At 56.6% G+C, this 17,742-nt stretch carries 16 protein-coding genes; 7 read left to right on the plus strand and 9 right to left on the minus strand.

All coding sequences use genetic code 11. The features are described 5' to 3' along the window. Window positions 1-8: 8 nt before the first annotated feature. Entirely contained in the window at window positions 9-2,078 is a 2,070-nt protein-coding gene (rep, locus tag INT20_RS10720) for a DNA helicase Rep (protein ID WP_087110229.1), read from the minus strand. Between the two features lie 76 nt (window positions 2,079-2,154). On the opposite strand from rep, the gene INT20_RS10725 reads away from it, so the two are divergent. Then, the gene (locus INT20_RS10725; protein WP_193056952.1) at window positions 2,155-2,625 is read left to right on the plus strand and encodes a tRNA (cytidine(34)-2'-O)-methyltransferase; all 471 of its coding nucleotides are present in this window, start codon (window positions 2,155-2,157) and stop codon (window positions 2,623-2,625) included. On the opposite strand, the gene pyrE is transcribed toward INT20_RS10725, so the two are convergent. Then, window positions 2,626-3,291, minus strand: coding sequence for an orotate phosphoribosyltransferase (gene pyrE / locus INT20_RS10730; protein ID WP_193056925.1), 666 nt, complete (start codon window positions 3,289-3,291; stop codon window positions 2,626-2,628). A gap of 141 nt (window positions 3,292-3,432) precedes the next feature. On the opposite strand from pyrE, the gene INT20_RS10735 reads away from it, so the two are divergent. After that, the gene (locus INT20_RS10735; RefSeq protein ID WP_172118705.1) at window positions 3,433-4,200 is read left to right on the plus strand and encodes an exodeoxyribonuclease III; all 768 of its coding nucleotides are present in this window, start codon (window positions 3,433-3,435) and stop codon (window positions 4,198-4,200) included. A gap of 71 nt (window positions 4,201-4,271) precedes the next feature. Here the strand turns inward: INT20_RS10735 and rph are convergent, their stop codons facing one another. Beyond that, window positions 4,272-5,009, minus strand: a complete 738-nt coding sequence (rph, locus tag INT20_RS10740) for a ribonuclease PH (protein ID WP_193056926.1) — start codon at window positions 5,007-5,009, stop codon at window positions 4,272-4,274. Between the two features lie 129 nt (window positions 5,010-5,138). Between rph and INT20_RS10745 the strand changes: the two genes are divergently transcribed. Further along, window positions 5,139-6,017, plus strand: a complete 879-nt coding sequence (locus INT20_RS10745) for a YicC/YloC family endoribonuclease (RefSeq protein WP_193056927.1) — start codon at window positions 5,139-5,141, stop codon at window positions 6,015-6,017. A 218-nt stretch (window positions 6,018-6,235) separates the two neighbouring features. Here the strand turns inward: INT20_RS10745 and INT20_RS10750 are convergent, their stop codons facing one another. The 4 genes from INT20_RS10750 to INT20_RS10765 all read right to left on the minus strand — a co-directional run bounded on the left by INT20_RS10750 (window position 6,236) and on the right by INT20_RS10765 (window position 10,602). After that, window positions 6,236-6,694 (minus strand): very short patch repair endonuclease, encoded by a 459-nt coding sequence (locus tag INT20_RS10750; protein ID WP_193056928.1) that lies wholly within the window; start codon window positions 6,692-6,694, stop codon window positions 6,236-6,238. Then, complete coding sequence (locus INT20_RS18295; RefSeq protein ID WP_287078148.1) at window positions 6,678-7,901, minus strand: type II restriction endonuclease; 1,224 nt, start codon at window positions 7,899-7,901, stop codon at window positions 6,678-6,680. The genes INT20_RS10750 and INT20_RS18295 overlap by 17 nt, the downstream gene beginning before the upstream one ends. Window positions 7,902-7,949: 48 nt before the next feature. Then, entirely contained in the window at window positions 7,950-9,410 is a 1,461-nt protein-coding gene (gene dcm, locus INT20_RS10760; protein WP_193056929.1) for a DNA (cytosine-5-)-methyltransferase, read from the minus strand. Window positions 9,411-9,480: 70 nt separating this feature from the next. Further along, the gene (locus INT20_RS10765; protein ID WP_193056930.1) at window positions 9,481-10,602 is read right to left on the minus strand and encodes a hypothetical protein; all 1,122 of its coding nucleotides are present in this window, start codon (window positions 10,600-10,602) and stop codon (window positions 9,481-9,483) included. A 406-nt stretch (window positions 10,603-11,008) separates the two neighbouring features. Between INT20_RS10765 and INT20_RS10770 the strand changes: the two genes are divergently transcribed. The 3 genes from INT20_RS10770 (at window position 11,009) to INT20_RS10780 (ending at window position 14,032) form a co-directional block, all read left to right on the plus strand. Further along, entirely contained in the window at window positions 11,009-12,148 is a 1,140-nt protein-coding gene (locus tag INT20_RS10770; protein ID WP_193056931.1) for a tyramine oxidase subunit B, read from the plus strand. 77 nt (window positions 12,149-12,225) lie between these two features. Beyond that, window positions 12,226-12,651 (plus strand): Rid family hydrolase, encoded by a 426-nt coding sequence (locus INT20_RS10775; RefSeq protein ID WP_193056932.1) that lies wholly within the window; start codon window positions 12,226-12,228, stop codon window positions 12,649-12,651. 91 nt (window positions 12,652-12,742) lie between these two features. Next, window positions 12,743-14,032 (plus strand): NAD(P)/FAD-dependent oxidoreductase, encoded by a 1,290-nt coding sequence (locus INT20_RS10780; RefSeq protein WP_193056933.1) that lies wholly within the window; start codon window positions 12,743-12,745, stop codon window positions 14,030-14,032. Between the two features lie 7 nt (window positions 14,033-14,039). On the opposite strand, the gene INT20_RS10785 is transcribed toward INT20_RS10780, so the two are convergent. Further along, a complete protein-coding gene (locus INT20_RS10785; RefSeq protein ID WP_193056934.1) occupies window positions 14,040-14,981 on the minus strand; it encodes a helix-turn-helix domain-containing protein in 942 nt (313 codons plus the stop codon). Window positions 14,982-15,161: 180 nt separating this feature from the next. Between INT20_RS10785 and feaR the strand changes: the two genes are divergently transcribed. Beyond that, complete coding sequence (feaR, locus tag INT20_RS10790; protein WP_193056935.1) at window positions 15,162-16,106, plus strand: transcriptional regulator FeaR; 945 nt, start codon at window positions 15,162-15,164, stop codon at window positions 16,104-16,106. Window positions 16,107-16,206: 100 nt separating this feature from the next. Here the strand turns inward: feaR and INT20_RS10795 are convergent, their stop codons facing one another. Next, window positions 16,207-17,691 (minus strand): aldehyde dehydrogenase family protein, encoded by a 1,485-nt coding sequence (locus tag INT20_RS10795; protein ID WP_193056936.1) that lies wholly within the window; start codon window positions 17,689-17,691, stop codon window positions 16,207-16,209. Window positions 17,692-17,742: the final 51 nt, after the last annotated feature.

Consider the following 17,742-nt stretch of genomic DNA (forward strand, 5'->3'; position numbering starts at 1 on the left):
TCTGGTCGTTACCCCAACAGAGAGCGCAACCCGGCAATTGCATCCTTGCCGCGCGCCTGCTTCTTGTCCGGGTCCTCTTTATCCGCCCGACCTTCCCACTCTAGGTCTTCCCCGGGCAGTTCATCCAGAAAACGGCTGGGCTGGCAATCCATCAGCTCACCGTAGGCTTTGCGCTGGCGGGCAAGCGTGAGCGTGAGCGTACGCCGCGCCCGGGTAATACCCACGTAGGCCAAGCGGCGCTCCTCTTCCACGGTGCCCATTTCAATGGCATTGCGGTGGGGCAGCAGATCCTCTTCAAGGCCCAGTAGGTAAACATGCGGGAACTCAAGCCCTTTTGATGCGTGCATGGTGAGCAGCTGTACGCGGTCTGAGTCATCCTCTTCGGCCTGCTGTTCCAGGATATCGCGCAGCACCAGCCGGGAAATCGCCGCCTCCACACTGTCGGTTTCGGTCGCCTCTGAGGCGGTATCCTCTTCCGGGTCACGGTTAAGCGACTTTTCCAACTGGTCGATCAGTATCCACACGTTAGCCATACGCCGTTCAGCAATAGTCGGCGCACTGGCGTTCTGATAAAGCCACGCCTCGTAATCCATATCCCGCAGCATGTCGCGGATGGCGGCAATTGCATCGCCCTGATCCATGCGCTTGCGCACACCGTCAATAAAGTGGGTGAACCGGCTTAACCGCTCGACAGCGCGGGTGGGCAGCGTCTGCTCCAGGCCCATTTCATGACACGCTGCAAACAGGGAAATCGTCCGCTCGGTGGCATAGTTAGCTAGTTTCTCAAGCGTGCCTGGGCCAATCTCACGGCGCGGTACGTTTACTATTCGCAAAAAGGCGTTATCGTCGGCAGGATTAATCAGCAAGCGCAGGTAGGCCATGGCGTCCTTGATCTCATTACGCGAGAAAAACGACGTGCCGCCGGACAGCTTGTAGGGAATTTGGTAATGCTGAAGCTTGAGTTCTAAAAGCCGTGCCTGAAAGTTGCCGCGATAAAGGACGGCAAAGTCGCGCCATTCAGCCTTTTCCTTGATACGCCGGGTCAACATTTCGCTGGCTACGCGTTCAGACTCCGCTTCTTCATGGCGATTCACAATCACCCGAATCGGTGCACCGTCGCCCATATCCGACCACAAGGTTTTATCGTAGACGTGCGGATTATTGGCAATCAGCGTGTTGGCCGCGCGTAGAATTGTCCCGGTCGAACGGTAGTTCTGCTCCAGCTTGATCACCTTTAGGCGCGGAAAGTCCTCGCCCAGCGTGATCAGGTTCTCGGGACGTGCACCGCGCCAAGCGTAGATTGACTGATCATCGTCGCCCACCACGGTAAAGGTCGAGCGCTCGGCCATCAAAAGCTTCACCAGCAAATACTGGGACACGTTGGTGTCCTGGTACTCATCCACCAGCATGTAGTGAATCTTGCGCCGCCAACGCGCCAGTGCCTCAGCGTCGTTTTTCAAGAGCACGACGGGCAGCAGGATCAGGTCATCAAAATCTACCGCGTTGTAGGCTTTTAGATGACGGTTATAGGCTTCATAGACTCGAGCAGCAAAGTGTTCATCGTCATCGGCGGCAAAGGAAAGTGCGTCGCTGGGCAGCACCAGGTCGTTTTTCCAGGTGGATATTTTGCTCTGCACGGCATTGATCTGCTCGGCGTCGACCTGGGCGTCCTTGTTCATCAGGTCACGCAGCAGCGCCTTGGCATCTTCCGGGTCGAACAGCGAAAACCCCGGCTTGTACCCCAGCGTCTTCAGCTCGCCACGAATAATATTAAGCCCCAGGGTGTGAAAGGTGGAGACGGTAAGGCCATGACCCTCCTTGCCTTTCAACATTTGCCCTACGCGCTCTTTCATCTCGCGGGCGGCTTTGTTGGTGAACGTGACCGCCGCAATCCGGCGCGCACTCATTCCACATTCCTGAACCAGATACGCAATCTTGGTGGTGATAACGCTGGTTTTGCCGGAACCCGCGCCCGCTAATACCAGGCAGGGGCCATCAATGTAGCGCACGGCTTCCTGCTGGCGCGGGTTAAGGCCTTTAATGCGGCTAAGAATGGATTGCGGGGGCGAGGGCGTCATTAGGCACGTTATCCTTGGCGGTTTTTCATCTACAATCAGGCGTTTCTACGCGCATAACATGGATAGGCAGGTGGTGATGTTTGAAGTAGCGCTGTTTGAGCCGCGTATGGCACCCAATACGGGTAATATCATGCGCCTGGTAGCCAACAATGGCTGTCGTTTACATTTAATCGAGCCGCTGGGCTTTGATCTTGAAGAAAAAAAGCTGCGCCGTGCTGGGCTTGATTACCGCGATCTGGCTAATGTGACGCGTCATGCTGATTTTGCTGCGTTTCAAAACGCCATGCCGGGGCGACGTATCTGGGCGATTACCACCAAGGGTACACGGCCCCACAGCGAGGCAGACTTTGCGGCTGGCGATGTACTGCTGTTTGGTTCTGAAACGGCTGGTCTCTCTGCCGAGGTGCATCAGGCGCTGCCAGACGCCCAAAAGCTACGCATTCCCATGCAGCCCAATAATCGCAGCCTAAACCTTTCCAACGCGGTGGCTATTGTGAGCTATGAAGCGTGGCGCCAGCAAGGTTTTGCTGGCGCACTTGCTACTTAGCTAGGCGGCAATACCATAGCGGTCACGATAAGCGCGCACGGCTTCTGCATAGGCGAGCATTTCGCCACCAGCATGCTCTTCAAGGTAAGTAAGCACTTGCTCAAGCGTGACGATGCTCACCACTGGCATGCCATACTCGGCCTGGACTTCCTGGATGGCGCTCTGCTCGCCCTGGCCGCGCTCCTGACGGTCCAGGGCAATGATTACGCCGCCTGCCCGGGAGCCGCTTTGCTCAATTAGGCTCATGACTTCGCGGATGGCCGTACCGGCGGTAATCACATCATCAATGATCAGGATATCGCCCGCCAGTGGCGCACCCACAATGTTGCCGCCTTCGCCGTGGGTTTTGGCTTCCTTACGATTAAACGCGTAGGGCATGTCCTGGTCATGATGATCCGCCAGTGCCGCAGCGGTCACTGCCGCCAGTGGAATGCCTTTGTACGCTGGGCCAAACAGCACATCGGCTTTCAAACCGCTGTCGACAATGGCCTGAGCATAAAAACGGCCTAACTTGGCCAGCGCGCGGCCGGTCTGGAATAGCCCAGCGTTAAAAAAGTAAGGGCTTACTCGCCCAGATTTAAGCGTAAACTCACCAAACTTGAGAACGCCCTGCTCAATGGCAAAGGCGATGAATTCGCGCTGATAGGATTGTAGAGTGGTAGCCACGGCGTTCCTCATTAGGCGGTGGGTGCATGTCAGCCTGAAGGCAACAATAAAACGCAGGTAAATAGCAAGAAATGGTTGGTCTCTTTACCCAAACGTCTAAACGTCGGGTATCATACAGCAGCGACGCAAAAGGGACGATTTATGAAAATTGCCAGCATCAATGTTAATGGTATACGTGATGCCGTCGACCGTGGCTTCCTGGACTGGCTGGCTCAGCAGGACGCCGATGTGGTCTGCGTGCAGAACATCAAGGCAAAAAGTTTTGAATTAGGTGACCATATTCTTTATCCGGAAGGCTATGAAGGCTATTTCCTGGATGCAGAAGAAGATGGGTTCTCCGGTGTTGGGCTTTACTGCCGCAAAATCCCCAAGGCGATCATGTATGGCCTGGGTTTTCCGCAGTGCGATCATGAAGGGCGCTTTCTGCAGGCGGATTATGACCGCTTCAGCATTGCCACCTTTTTGATGCCTGATGGCAGCGACCAGAAAGCCAAACAGGCGTTTATGGAGCAGTACCAGGAGTACCTGACGAAGATGTCGCGCAAACGTCGCGAATACATCATCTGTGGTACCTGGAATGTGGCCCATAAAACGGTCGATTTGGCCAATTGGTCGGATAACCAGCTCACCTCCGGTTTCCGCCCCGAAGAGCGCGCTTGGATGGATCAGGTGCTCGGCCCAACAGGGTTTATCGACACCTTCCGCGAAATCAATCGCGATGCTGGTGAATACACCTGGTGGCCGAAGCTTGACCAGGAGGTGCCACGCAGCCGTCAGGAAGGCTGGCGGATCGATTATCAGTTAGTCGGTCCCAACTTCCGTCGTCACGTGGTCGACGCATGGATCGATAAAGAGGCAACTTTCTCCGAGTACGCCCCGCTAATTGTCGAGTACGATCTCGCCCTTTAAGCATCTTTCCCGCGTCGTCGTTAACCAATGAGCCGACCATGGTCGGCTCATTGCGTTGGCGATTAAACGGCCTAACCGCGAATACCCAGCGCCTCACTCTGATGCTCAATTAGCTCAGAGCCCGCCTTTTCGGCCAAGTCCAGCATGGCGTTTAGCTCCGTGCGGTTAAACGCGCCTGCTTCAGCCGTGCCCTGTACTTCAATCAGCTCGCCGCTTTCGGTCATCACCACGTTCAAATCGGTATCGGCCTTGCTGTCCTCGGGGTAGTCAAGGTCCAGCACCGGCGTGCCTTTATAGATACCCACTGAAATCGCGCTAACCAACTGTTTGAAAGGATCGCTTTTAATCTTCTTCTCACGCTGCAGATAACGAATGGCATCCACCAGCGCGACACAGCCACCCGTAATTGACGCCGTACGCGTGCCGCCATCTGCCTGAATGACATCGCAGTCCACGGTGATCGTGAATTCGCCCATCTTTTTCAGGTCGACCGCTGCCCGCAGGCTCCGGCCAATCAAGCGCTGAATTTCCAGCGTGCGGCCACCCTGTTTGCCACGTGTCGCCTCACGCCCACTGCGTGAGTGGGTCGCACGAGGCAGCATGCCGTATTCCGCGGTGATCCAGCCCTGGTTTTTGCCGCGCAGCCAGCGCGGTACGCCCATTTCTACGCTGGCATTACACAGCACTTTGGTATCGCCAAACTCAACCAGTACAGAGCCTTCCGCATGACGGGTATAGTCGCGGGTCAGGCGGATCTCACGCAACTGGTTGGCCTCGCGACCGCTGGGGCGAACAACTTCAGGACGCATAGCACCTCACAAAAAGCACTTCACAATAAGCGCGTAACTAGGAAAAGCCTCCTATTGTACACGTCTTCACGTTCAAGCCTGCCCTTATCGGGTAGACTGAGGAAAACGCGTTCTCAAAGGATAATCATCATGGCCACTTTACGTCGCGTACACAGCATGACCGCTTTTGCCCGTATTGAGGAGGCTGCTTCCTGGGGCACGCTGCACGTCGAAATTCGCTCGGTGAACCAGCGTTACCTGGAGCCGCATTTTCGCCTACACGAAAGCCTGCGCGATCTCGAGCCGATACTCCGTGAAACCCTGCGAACCCGCCTGGCACGAGGCAAAGTAGAGTGCAGCATACGCTTTGAAAGCTCAGAAGCCGTACAGGCCCCTACGGTAAATACCGCACGCCTGGCCTCGATTTCTGATGCGCTTACGACGATCCAGCAGCACGTGCCCAGCGCCGTACCGCCCACCACGCTTGAGCTTTTAAACCAGCCTGGCGTGATGGAAACCCAACACCTGGATCAGTCCGCCATCAAAGCCGCTGCCAAAATGTTGTTTGAGCAAGCGCTGGAGGAACTCATCGATGCCCGAGCCCGTGAAGGCGACAAACTCGCCGAAATGATCAGCACACGCCTTATCGCGGTAAGCGAACAGGTCGCTATGGTCAAAACCCTGCTACCCCAGCTATTAGAGCGCCAGCGTGCCCAGCTACTGGAGCGTCTGGAGATAGCCAAAACGGAACTCGACCCCCAGCGCCTGGAAGCTGAGCTGGTGCTGGTGGCCCAAAAAGCCGATGTAGACGAAGAGCTTGACCGCCTCACGGCCCATGTCGAAGAAGTCAGCCGCCAGCTCACTCAAACAGGCCCTAAAGGCCGCCGCCTGGATTTTCTGATGCAGGAGCTAAACCGCGAAGCCAACACGCTTTCATCCAAATCCATTGTGGCCGAAAGCACTCGCTGCGCGGTAGAACTTAAAGTGCTGATTGAGCAGATGCGTGAGCAGATTCAGAATATTGAGTGATGTCGACGTAACAATATGACCAAGCTCTAAGTTTTAGTTATTAGTAATAAGCGTGTTTACCATCTACGGTTGCAATAATTGTTAAGCCACCAGGAAAATAGTTTTCCGTACTATTTGTTGCATCCATTAGCTTCTTTGGTTTTTAAAAAGCTAACGTATTTAGAGAGAATGCCGCGATTGGGAACTTGGCCCTTCGTGATAATAGCGTCGCTAGTGCGTTAGTCCCTGACACGTGGCGGTTTTTCGGGCCACTCTGAAAGGGCAATTTCACCCTCGATAGCATCTATCACGACCTCGAATTCCTGCGGGCAGTGTTTAACACCACACTCCCAGACAACGATGACGCGCCATCCTTGAGTCTCTAGTTCGGCCTGTTTGCGTGCGTCTCTACGTACGGTCTCGGCGAGCTTGTTCTGCCAGAACTCCTTTTGGCTGGCGGGCGTTGTCGCATAGAAGCAGCCTTCATGACGGTGCCAGAAACAGCCATTTACAAAAAGAGCGACCTGATAAACAGGAATCACAAGGTCTGGTTTACCGGGCAAGTGGTTCGCGTGGGCGTCAAAAGAAATATGTCGTTTCTCTAGCTCCGCCTGAACGAACCGCTCCGGGACAGTATTTTTGCCCTTGATAGAAGCCATCATTTTTGACCGGGTGGAACGATCAACTATGTCCGCCATGGTGGTGCCCGCGAATAAATTCGATGAAGCTGGATAGCGTCTCGACGCTGCCTTGAGCGTAAAACGGCTGCAGCGGCGATGGAATTACCAGTTGAACGCCAGCATCCCTCATTTCCGTAAGCTGATGCTCTGATACGCCGGGTTGAAGGGTCAGCAAGTGCTTTAAAGGAATACGCTGCGCTTCATTCAGAACCTGCCGCCAGCGGTCCTTGCAGGTGGTTTTGACGCCCAGCATATGAAGTTTTGAAGAAGGAAAGTCATCGTGTTGATACGCTTCACTGCTTGGAAACAGGAAGTCCGGCTTTGAGCGTTTCTCGGTTCTGGCGCCGCGCTCAAACGGTAACCCGTGCTTGCCAAATATCCACTCCAAGTGGTTCTCCAAGGCGTGCCCGGCTCTGGATTTTCTTCGGTTCTGAACACTGAGAGAGAAGCTGATAAAAGCATCTACATCGTTAGACCAGCCGTTGGCATGCTCTACCAGGTGTGCACTGACAATGTGGCGCTCCAGCTGCTTAAAGAGTATTTCTTCGCGCTCGATCAATGCCATCAACGTATCGTCAGGCGCGGAGACTGGATCAATATCATGTTGCAGCGTTTCAAGCGCCAGATCTGACAGTTTTCGAGTGGTGGGAAATTTTAGGTCGAATCTTTCAAGCAGTAGATCTAGCCAACTATCCTCATCAGCACCTGCTCTTGGGACGGCTATCCCAACTTCGTCAGCAATATAGTTGAACAGTGAAACCGGAACCTCGATGCGGGTTGGGTCGACGATTTCAAGCGTCGTACCAGGCTCCTCATACACACCAAACAGCCAGAGAAGCGCTGTTCGAAGCTCACTTTCCTGGGGAACGATAACCAGCAGCAGAGAACCATCAGGCCGGTGAGCATAAATCAGGGTGTCTCCCGCCGCCGCAGACTTCAGGGGCTCATTGCTGCTTTTATAGTACAAACGAAACTCTGCACTACGCGCCGGGTCATTCTCGCGTGCATCGTACCAGGTTAACGTCCCATTCTGAGAGAGCCTGTCGGCGTCATCATCACCCATATAGAGACATGTGCTCTCAATATAGAGCCGCTCATTTCCGAGAATTTGCCGGAGCTTCTGAACCCCTTGAAGTTCATGCTGGTTGGACTTTTTGGGGTTAACCTCAACCTCACTCAGCAGCTTTACGCCAACGCCTGTAAAGTGAGTGGACAGCTTTTCCATACGTCTATGGCCCCTGATATCTTGGCGTTCAAAACCCTGGCAAACCCGTTACTGCGCGAGGGGAATCTCCATCTGCTTTTGGTCTTCTTTCGCCTTGATAGACTCAATTTTTCGGGCAGCAAGAATGCGCGATTTCATTAGCTTTGCCACGGCTTCAAACACCGGAACAACCACCGAGTTACCAAACTGCCGGTAGGCTTGGGTATCAGATACCGGGATGACGAAGTTGCTCTCGCCCAGCTTATCAAAGCCCATTAATCGGGCGCACTCTTGGGGCGTCAGCCTTCTTGGCCGGTGCGTGAGGTTGTGTTCACTATAGAAATCCAGGGCGTCATCGAATCCACGGTCTACCAAAATCTCCGAGCCATCCTTGTGATAACGGGCTGACAAGGTGCGGGCCACGTCGTGGGAGCGGGTCAAGCCAAAGCCGAATCCGTTACCCTTTTCGCGGTGCTTCTGCGCGTACTTGTAAAGGTACTCCCACAGTTTAGGCGTCAGGATGTACTTGTCATCGACGTCCTTATCCAGGAGTTCGCCAAAAGAGGGGCGCTCCTTCGGATACATGTTGACGATGTCTTTTAGAGTGAAGCCATCATGAACATCAAGGTCTCGACGAAAGCCCACAAGCACAATCCGCTCGCGATGCTGAGGAAGGAAGTGTTTGGCATCGATAACCTTGGGATCCTGGCCTTTGGGAGCGTTAACATCCGCCACTTCATAACCCAGCTCATCCAGTGTCTCACAGATCACACGGAAGGTTTTACCCTTGTCGTGGCTCTTGAGGTTTTTGACGTTTTCAAGCAGAAAAGCCGCCGGCCGCTTGGCGGCCAGAATTCGCGCAACGTCAAAAAACAGTGTCCCCTGGGCATCGCACTCAAACCCGTGTTTGCGGCCAAGAGAGTTCTTTTTTGAAACGCCTGCTAGAGAAAACGGCTGGCACGGAAAGCCTGCCAGTAATACGTCATGATCAGGAATCTGCTGATCAATGTGTTTATAGGCGGTATCTTCGTTAATCTCGAGGTTCGAGCTCAGCGTCACTTCGCGGATATCTTCGTTGAAGCGATGCGTCAGCGGATCGCAGAAATGATTCGCTTTATAAGTGCGTACGGCGTACTTGTTCCACTCGGACGTAAACACACATTCACCGCCAATGGCTTCAAACCCCTTTCTTATCCCCCCAATACCGGCGAACAGGTCAATGAACCGAAAAGACGGCTTGAGATCATTGGGTTTAGGCGTTGGCAGCATGGACACCATGCGCTGGTAGGCGGCACGGGTAACTTTGGGTTCAGCCTTTCCTTTGGTCCAGCGATTAATGGTTTCTCGGCACCAGCTCCCCTTATCAACCTCGGCAAGTGCTTCTGCGATGGCTCTTTGATCGTAAATTTCCAACAGCTTGTTCAAAAGAGCTCTGTCATCAAGCCTCTCATAGGGCGATAGAGAAGTACCTGCTGGTTGAGGAGCCGCGTCTGAGTCAGCAGCGTTATCAATATCGAAAAGGAGAGTCATGAAGTTCTCTGGGTCAAATGTGTGACGATCTGCCACGATTGTAGACCCATCATTCGGTATTGGCGAGGCCTTACTGCTGAAGACGGCTGTTCTTTAACATCTGATCACTGGCCGGGCGATCCACATGGCCTGTGGCAGCAAGATGAATGTTTTTGGCAATTTCTTCGACGGGATCGTCAAGCGTTCCCAGAAACTGAAACTCGGAAGGGGTAACGTAGCGCGCTTTTTGCTCATCTTTTCCGGTGAAGGATTGTTCCGCCCCCGTTGCCGATGAGCGTCTTTTCATTATCTCGCGCAAGGTCGTTTCATCCAATAACTTTGCCAATAGTACGACGTTCTTGCGATCCCCGATTCGGTTGAGCAGGTAGCCTGTGCCTAGGTTTTTGTTCCAGATCGGCTTCACCATAATCATGTGCAGCGTCTTGATACCTCTTTGGGCCAGTGCCAGCATGACCATTAGTTGGCCGTTATTAATCCCAAAAGAGAGATTCTCGTCAGGGCCAGTAACACGCGGGAACTTATGCTTAACTTCCAGTTGCATGAAAGTGTTATCCGGCAGCCGTGCAAGGCTGTCGATATCCCACACGCCATCGAAAAAAGGCTGTATTGCACAGTTTTTGAACAAGCGATGGAGCACGACTCGCTTGAAAAGATCATCGCTATATTGGCTGGAAATACCCGCCCAGAACGCTTGTTGGGAGCGGTGTTCATCAATGACTGACGCCGCAGGAATCCTGAATTGAGGCACTGTTTGTCGGCGGTTCTTCAGCATAAAGGACTGAATGGGAATATGCGTTTCGCCGTTCCACTCCTTGATAAAGAAGTCTCGGGCTGACTCGTTGTAATAACAATCAAACAGAAAACCGTCATGACTTCCTTTGGGCGCAAGAAGCCTGCGCAGCACTGCTGCTGACGTACACTCTTCTGAGTGGTCCCACACCCACCAGGCATTCACAAACGTTTTCCGCGTCGAATGGCGCTGGGTTTTCACCGTGAGTGTGCGAACCAGCGAGATCGGCAATACGTCAATCCCTTGCCCGGTAAGCTTGCTGAGATACTCGTTAAACACTGATTCAATGACCAGGCCTTCCAGCATCCGGCTCTTATCGGAACGAACGAGAATTTCCTTTAGCTGCTCGATGTTATCAAGCGGAATATCCTTAAGGTGCCCAAACGGGGTCAGCAAGCTCATTGCCTATTATCCTGCACTACGCATGGAGGTTTGATATTGGCTGGGCAAGGGATAATTAGCAAGTGTTGACGTTGGGGCGAAGAGGACTTGGCAGTAGGGGGGCAAGCTCGCAGGATAACGGGTGGCGAGGCCCACGCCAGCGAGCCTATTCGTGAGCAGGTTGAGGCACAGGGCATGATGGCCTTGGCCTGCTGCTTGTTATGGCTGCCCAAGTGAAGGCCAACGGGCCCTGGTAAAGTAGAACCCAAGGATTAGCCGGGATATTACAGTAATGAGGGGATATTTAAATTTGAAGAGAACTCTCCGGCAGTCGTAATTGGCTTGCCGATCTGTGCTAACGCTCGTACTCAAGGCTAGGCATCATAAATGCATTGCATTCAGTCAAACACTCGTTGGGAGCAAAGCAATGCATAACAATACTAAAATCGATTTTATCTACCTTTCCGAGCAGGACATGATCCGCGCTGGCGTCACCGACATGGCCGCCTGCGTGGATGCCATGGAAGAGGTCTTCCATCTGCTTCACATCGGCGATTATCGCATGGCCGGGCCTAATAATGACTCGCACGGCGCGATGATCATGTTCCCGGAAGAGTCGCCCTTTCCCACCATGCCAAAACCTACCGCCGACCGCCGTATGATGGCGATGCCGGCCTATTTGGGCGGCAGCTTCTGCACCTCCGGGGTGAAGTGGTACGGCTCCAACATCGCCAACAAGGAGAAGGGTCTTCCCCGCTCCATTTTGATGTTCACGCTCACCGACCCGGACACCGCCGCACCGCTGGCCTACATGTCGGCTAACCTTTTGTCGGCCTACCGCACTGGTGCGGTGCCGGGCGTTGGCGCGCGCCATCTGGCGCGCAAGGACTCCCGCGTCATCGGCCTTCTGGGGCCGGGTGTGATGGGCCGCACGAGCGTGGCCGCCTTCATGGCCGTCTGCCCACAGATCGACACCCTCAAGATCAAGGGGCGCAGCGGCGAAAACCTCAGTATCTTTTTGAATTGGGTGAAAGAGCACTACCCACAGATCGTCAACATTGAGGTGGTAGACAGCGCGGAAGGCGTAGTGCGCGATTCGGACATCGTGACCTACTGCGCCTCCGGTGAAGTCGGCGACCCTTCCCAGTACCCGCTGGTCAAGCGTGAGTGGGTTAAGCCCGGCGCCTTTCTGGCCATGCCCGCACCGTGTAATTTCGATGAAGGCATGGAAGCGCCCGACGTTCGCAAGGTGCTCGACGACACCGGCCTGTATGAAGCCTGGTACGAGGAAGTGCCTAAGCCCGCCCATAACGTTATTCCGCTGGTTGGCGTCAAGTTCATGGACATGATTCACGCTGGCACCCTCAAGGCCGATGATCTCGAAGACCTGGGCGCTATCGTCTCCGGCGATAGCCCGGGACGTCAGAACGATGACGAGATCATCATGATGTCGGTCGGCGGCATGCCGGTCGAGGATGTCGCCTGGGCCACGATCGTCTATCGCCGGGCCGTGGAAGAGGGCATCGGCGTCAAGCTCAACCTGTGGGATGAGCCCGTACTGAGATAACGAGGCAGCGTCTTCTCCGGCGGGGGCTCTTCACGGGTCGCCCGCTCTTTCATCGACTTCAACGCGAGCGTTTAACCATGAGCACGATTACCAAAGTCAAGACCGGTTCCAAATTCGAAGAGCATGCCAGCTACTCCCGCGTGGTGGCCGTCGACAACTGGATCCTTGTCTCCAACACGGCCGGGCGCAATCCTGAAACCAAGGAGATTCCGGAGGACGTCAGCGAGCAGCTCAAGCAGGTGTTTGCCAACATCGAGCGCGGTCTTGCCGCCGTCGACAGCCGTCTGGCTGATGTGGTGTCCGCGAAGATCTTTATCCAGAACCCGGCCGACACCGAGACCGTCATGACGCTGTTTGGCGAGACGATGCGCGGCGTCGATCCGGTCATCACCGTGACCTGCCCGCCACTCGGTTCGGAGGTCTACAAGGTCGAGCTGGAAGTGACCGCCTACCGCGGCGCAGGCAGCGCCGCGGTCCAGAGAATCGATACATCCACTCAGTAAGGCCGCGCCCGGGTTGTTACTCGAGCGTCCAACAGGCGACCGGCATCGACCGGTCGCCTCTGGTTTACTGGCCCACCATCAGGACACTTTCATGGCACCGACCATCGCATCCGTTGACACCTCCAAGGACTTTCCCGCCTCGACCACCGTGGTTATCATCGGGGGCGGCATCATCGGCCTGACCGCCGCACTGACCCTTGCCGAACGCGGCGTGCCGGTCGTCGTGCTGGAAAAGGGTTGCCTGGCCGGGGAGCAGTCCTCCCGCAATCTGGGCTGGATTCGCAAGACCAGCCGCCACGGCGAGGATGTGCCACTGGCGCTGGCCGCCGACCGGCTGTGGGCCAACATGGCCGAGCGGACCGGCAGCGAGGTTGGCTATCGCCCCTCCGGCATCATGTTTTTATCGCGTACGCCCGAACAACTCGCCGTGCACGAGGGCTGGCTCACGTCGGTATCAGACCTATCGCTGGACTCGAAGCTCATGAGTACTCGCGATATCGATAACCATGCCCCCGGCGGCCGCGGCCAGTGGGCCGGCGGTATCCTCACCTCCTCGGATGGCTATGCCGAGCCGACGCTGGCCTCCAGCGCCATCGCCCGGGCTGCCATCGCCCGCGGCGCGGTAATCGTCGAGCACTGCGCGGTGCGCAACATCGTGCGCACCGGCGGCCGGGTCAGCGGCGTGGTGACCGAGCGCGGCGAGATCAGCTGTGATCAGGTGCTGCTGGCCGGCGGTTTGTGGTCACGCCGTTTTCTGGGCAACATCGGCATTTCGCTTCCGACGTTGCCGCTGGTCCTGTCGGTGCTTCGCACCGGCCCCATGGAAGGCCCGACCGACAGCGCCGTGGGCGGACCGGACTTCTCCTTTCGAAAGCACAGGGATGGCGGATTCATCGTGACCCAGCGCGGTGCGCTCGATGCCCCGCTGACGTTCGATCACCTGCTGGTCGGCTCGAAATACCTGAGTTCGCTGCGCTCGCAGTGGGGGCTTTTGAAGATGTCGCTGGGCAAGCACTTCTGGCGGGATCTTGCACTCTCCCGGCGCTGGGCGCAGGGCTGCTCGCCCTTCGAACGCGTGCGCACCATGGACCCGCCGGTCAACGAACAATTCAACAGCGACGCCCTGCGCAACCTGGCCGCTGCCTGGCCAGCGTTTGAAAACGCCACTGTAGAGCAGTCTTGGGCGGGCATGTTTGATGTCACGCCGGACTCCAATCCGGTGATCGATGCCGTGCCCGGCGTGCCGGGGCTGACGCTGGCGACCGGCTTCTCGGGACACGGCTTTGGCACCTCGCCGGCAGCCGGCCAACTGGCGGCTGATCTGGTCATGAACGAGACGCCGATCATCAGGCCGACACCCTATCGATTCGGCCGATTCTAAACCGCGCTTACACTACTGATAGGGGCGGGGATAAGAGCGGGGTCTTCAGGGCACGAACGCGAGTAGCGGAGGGCAGTTCCTGAAACAGGCGGCGGTATTCGCGACAAAAGTAGCTCTGATGAAAAAAGCCCTGGCTAGCGGCGGCATCGGCTAGTTGCTGCGAAGGGTTTTGCCACAGACTGCGGCGTACAGCATTGAGGCGCAAGGCGCGCAGGTAGGTCACGGGTGACTGACCGACCTCGGCTTGAAAGCTGTACTGAAGCGTGCGCCGTGAAATCCTTAACTGATGGCACAGCGTCATCAGCGAGGGCGGATTCTCGGGCTGGCCACGCATCAGCTCATGGCAGCGGTCAACAATATAGCGCCGGGTTCGGTAGTTGCTTGCATCGGCGTTACAAGCCAGCTCGACATCGTCAAGCAGTAGCTCGACACTCTCTTCGATCTGGCGCAGGAGAGATCGCTGTAACGCGGCGGGCATCGGCTCCTGGTGAGAGCGTTGACGCAGGTAGTCGGTCATTCGCTGCCAGAGTTTACGCGCCTGCGCGACCCGTTCGGGGGCTACATCGAGCCGCCGTAGTCGGTGGTCGTCGCGGCCGAGCCACTCATGATGGCGCCGGTCGATGGAGATCACCAGCAGGTCGTAGTTGGAAGGCGTAATGCTCCAGAACTGTTCGCAGCGCGGAAGGGCCGTTATGGTGTCGGGCTTGTAGAGAGTCTCGCTTGGCCATCGTATCGGTGTGACCAGGTGCCACTGTGAGTCGGGAAAATGCATTCGCTGCGAAAGTCCCAGGTTGGCGCTTTCACGAAAAAGCCGTACTTCCTCGCTTGCGATATCCACGATATCGCCCGAAAAAATGCCCGATACGATCTGGCTGGATTCCTGCTGCCAGCCCTGCAGGCGCTGGGCATGCTCGGCGGCATCGAGGCAGTGATGCGTTGTAATTATCATGAAGAGACTCCTCGGAGCGTGTCCATGGCGCTTTTGGCAGGCAGCGTGTAATTAGTTATCTGTTGCCGTGCGAGCGGCTGTCTCACCCGGTGGCATACAGGACCAAAGGATGGTGGTGCCAGGACGTGTTTTTATCTAGAGTGAGTTCAACCATTAAAATATTAATGAAATGGTGACCCAATGCTATCCACGAATGCAAGTGCAACGTTCATGCCGTTCGATGTCTGGCTTGGTGCTCTGCGACAGACCTGCGGAAATTTCGACTCCACCCCTCGGGATCGGCGTACTTTTCAAGGCCACATATCGACTCGCACCAATGGCGGTATCAACATTGCCAACATTGTCACGGATGCCGAGAAAGTGACCAACCGTCGCGCCCAGCGATGCGATGAAGAGCGCCACTGCTTCTTGGTCGTACAAAAACGCGGACGCGCCACGCTGATGCAAAACGATACGTCCATCACCCTGCGCCCGGGCGAGATGGCGCTGATGGACTCTTCAAAGGCCTGCGATGTCATCCCGCATGGTTTGATCGAACACGATTCGCTTCATCTGTCGCGCAGCGAGGTGGCAAGTCGCTTCGGCAATATTTCGCTGCCTTTCATGAAAATCATGCCGGACAGCGCCAGCGGTCAGATCCTGCAACTGGTGGTTAACCGCATGATCACCGAGCCTTTGGCTTCGGTAGAAGGGGAAGGGCAGGGGGTGGCTGATTCGCTGGTGGCGCTGCTGCCGGCGATTTACCAGCATCAGGCGCTGTCGCCCGCTTTCATGGAGCAGGCCGATGGCACGCTGTTCAACTGCGTACAGCAGTTTATTGACCAGCATTTACATGAGGAGGATATCGGCCCGGAGCGTCTGTCGGCGACCTTTCATATCTCGATTCGCCAGCTCTATCGTTTGTTCGAGCAGCACGAGGAAACGGTGTGTCGCTATGTTCAGCGTCGGCGACTGGCCCGCTGCGCCGAGGAGTTGGCATGCCCCATGCAGGTCAAGCGCTCGATCACTCAAATTGCCTACAAGTGGGGCTTTACCGATTCGGCGCACTTCAGCCGTTCTTTCAAACGTGAGTTTGCCCGTTCGCCGCGAGAGTACCGCCGTGAATGCCTCGACCCCGTCTGCTGATGTCAGAAAGCGAGAGGCGAGGCCACCACCTTTTGAGCAGAGATAACGGCCACCCTACAAGGGTGGCCGTTAGGCGTGAAGCGGCGGGGAAACGGCCGCGCTAGTAAGCGATGCACACCGACTTGAGCTCGGTGTAGGCGTTGACCGCTTCCGGACCGAACTCCTTGCCAAGCCCGGACATCTTGAGGCCGCCAAACGGCATGGCTGGGTCAAGCGTCACGTGGGTATTGACCCACACGGTGCCGGCCTCAATGCGCGGCGTCAGGGCCATGGCCTTGGACAGGTTGTTGGTCCAGAGACTGGCCGCCAGCCCCAAATCACTGTCGTTGACCATCCGCAGCGCTTCTTCCTCGTCATCAAACGGAATCACGGTCAGCACGGGCCCAAAGACCTCTTCGCGCGCGACTTCCATGTCGTGATCGGCGCCGCTGATGATGGCCGGCGACACGTAAAAGCCTTCCGTGGGCACGTCGTTGCCCACATGGATGTTGGCACCTTGCTCGCGCGCCCGATCAAGATAGCCGCGTACGCTGTCCTGCTGGCGCTTGGAGACCAGCGGATTGACCTGCGCCTGCGGGTCCATGCCAGGGCCTGCCTGCATGGTGTCGACGGCCTGGGCCAGCCGCTCGCAGAAGGCGTCATGAATGCTGCGATGCACGTAGAAGCGCGAGGCCGCCGCACACACCTGGCCCTGGTTGAATAGCCCGCCCATCAGCGCGCCGTTGACCGCCTTGTCGACATCGGCATCTTCAAGCACCAGCATCGGGTTCTTGCCGCCCAGCTCCAGCGAGAAGTGCGCCATGTGCTCCACCGCGGCGTGACCGACCTGCTTGCCGACCGCGGTACTGCCGGTGAAGGTGACCTTCTTAACGTCCGGATGCTCGGCCAGGCGCGTGCCAACCACCGAGCCCGAGCCCAGCACCACGTTGAACACGCCCTGCGGCACACCGGCCTCCAGCGCCAGCTCGGCCAGGCGCAGCACGCTCAAAGGCGTTTCCGAGGCGGGTTTCAATACCACTGTGCAGCCTGCGGCCAGCGCCGGCACCAGCTTCCACAGCGCAATCATCATCGGGAAGTTCCACGGCACGATGGCCGCCACCACGCCCAGCGGCTGGCGCAGGGTGTAGGCATTGAACTTCGCGCCTTCCGGCATGCCGATGGAGACGTCGCGGGTATTGCCCTCGAGCTTGGTGGTCCAGCCAGCCATGTAGCGGATGAAATCGATCGAAAAGCCCACGTCAACGCCGCGGGAGAGATTGATCGACTTGCCCTGGTTGAGGGTCTCGAGCTGGGCCAGCTCCTCGGCGTGCGCCTCGACCAGATCGGCAAAGCGCAGTAGGGTACGCTCGCGCGCGGCTGGCGTCAGTCCGGACCAGCGGCCATCCTCGAAGCTCTCCTTCGTCAGCGCGATCGCCCGGTCGGCCAGAGCGCGATCGCCCTCGCGCAGTGTGGTTAGCGCCTGACCACTGGAAGGGTCAAGCACGTCAAAGCGAGGGCCTTCATCGATGAAGGCGCCGTCGATGAACGAGCCCGTCGCACGTTCGAGAAAGCCCTGTACGGCTTGTGATGCGGTGTCCTGGCTCATGAACGATCTCCTGCGCGTGTGAGGTATCAAATGATAGTAGCTTTGACACAT

The sequence above is a fragment of the Halomonas citrativorans genome (assembly GCF_014898005.1).
In the GTDB taxonomy this organism is placed as follows: domain Bacteria; phylum Pseudomonadota; class Gammaproteobacteria; order Pseudomonadales; family Halomonadaceae; genus Vreelandella; species Vreelandella citrativorans.

Excerpts from the sequence above, each read along its gene's own strand:
- INT20_RS10785 (WP_193056934.1), bottom strand. The coding sequence starts at position 14,981 with ATGATAATTACAACGCATCACTGCCTCGATGCCGCCGAGCATGCCCAG.
- INT20_RS10725 (WP_193056952.1), top strand. The coding sequence starts at position 2,155 with ATGTTTGAAGTAGCGCTGTTTGAGCCGCGTATGGCACCCAATACGGGT.
- INT20_RS18295 (WP_287078148.1), bottom strand. The coding sequence starts at position 7,901 with ATGGAAAAGCTGTCCACTCACTTTACAGGCGTTGGCGTAAAGCTGCTG.
- INT20_RS10770 (WP_193056931.1), top strand. The coding sequence starts at position 11,009 with ATGCATAACAATACTAAAATCGATTTTATCTACCTTTCCGAGCAGGAC.
- INT20_RS10780 (WP_193056933.1), top strand. The coding sequence starts at position 12,743 with ATGGCACCGACCATCGCATCCGTTGACACCTCCAAGGACTTTCCCGCC.
- feaR (WP_193056935.1), top strand. The coding sequence starts at position 15,162 with ATGCTATCCACGAATGCAAGTGCAACGTTCATGCCGTTCGATGTCTGG.
- INT20_RS10750 (WP_193056928.1), bottom strand. The coding sequence starts at position 6,694 with ATGGCGGACATAGTTGATCGTTCCACCCGGTCAAAAATGATGGCTTCT.
- INT20_RS10745 (WP_193056927.1), top strand. The coding sequence starts at position 5,139 with ATGGCCACTTTACGTCGCGTACACAGCATGACCGCTTTTGCCCGTATT.
- rep (WP_087110229.1), bottom strand. The coding sequence starts at position 2,078 with ATGACGCCCTCGCCCCCGCAATCCATTCTTAGCCGCATTAAAGGCCTT.
- INT20_RS10775 (WP_193056932.1), top strand. The coding sequence starts at position 12,226 with ATGAGCACGATTACCAAAGTCAAGACCGGTTCCAAATTCGAAGAGCAT.
- dcm (WP_193056929.1), bottom strand. The coding sequence starts at position 9,410 with ATGACTCTCCTTTTCGATATTGATAACGCTGCTGACTCAGACGCGGCT.
- INT20_RS10765 (WP_193056930.1), bottom strand. The coding sequence starts at position 10,602 with ATGAGCTTGCTGACCCCGTTTGGGCACCTTAAGGATATTCCGCTTGAT.
- rph (WP_193056926.1), bottom strand. The coding sequence starts at position 5,009 with ATGCGTCCTGAAGTTGTTCGCCCCAGCGGTCGCGAGGCCAACCAGTTG.
- INT20_RS10795 (WP_193056936.1), bottom strand. The coding sequence starts at position 17,691 with ATGAGCCAGGACACCGCATCACAAGCCGTACAGGGCTTTCTCGAACGT.
- INT20_RS10735 (WP_172118705.1), top strand. The coding sequence starts at position 3,433 with ATGAAAATTGCCAGCATCAATGTTAATGGTATACGTGATGCCGTCGAC.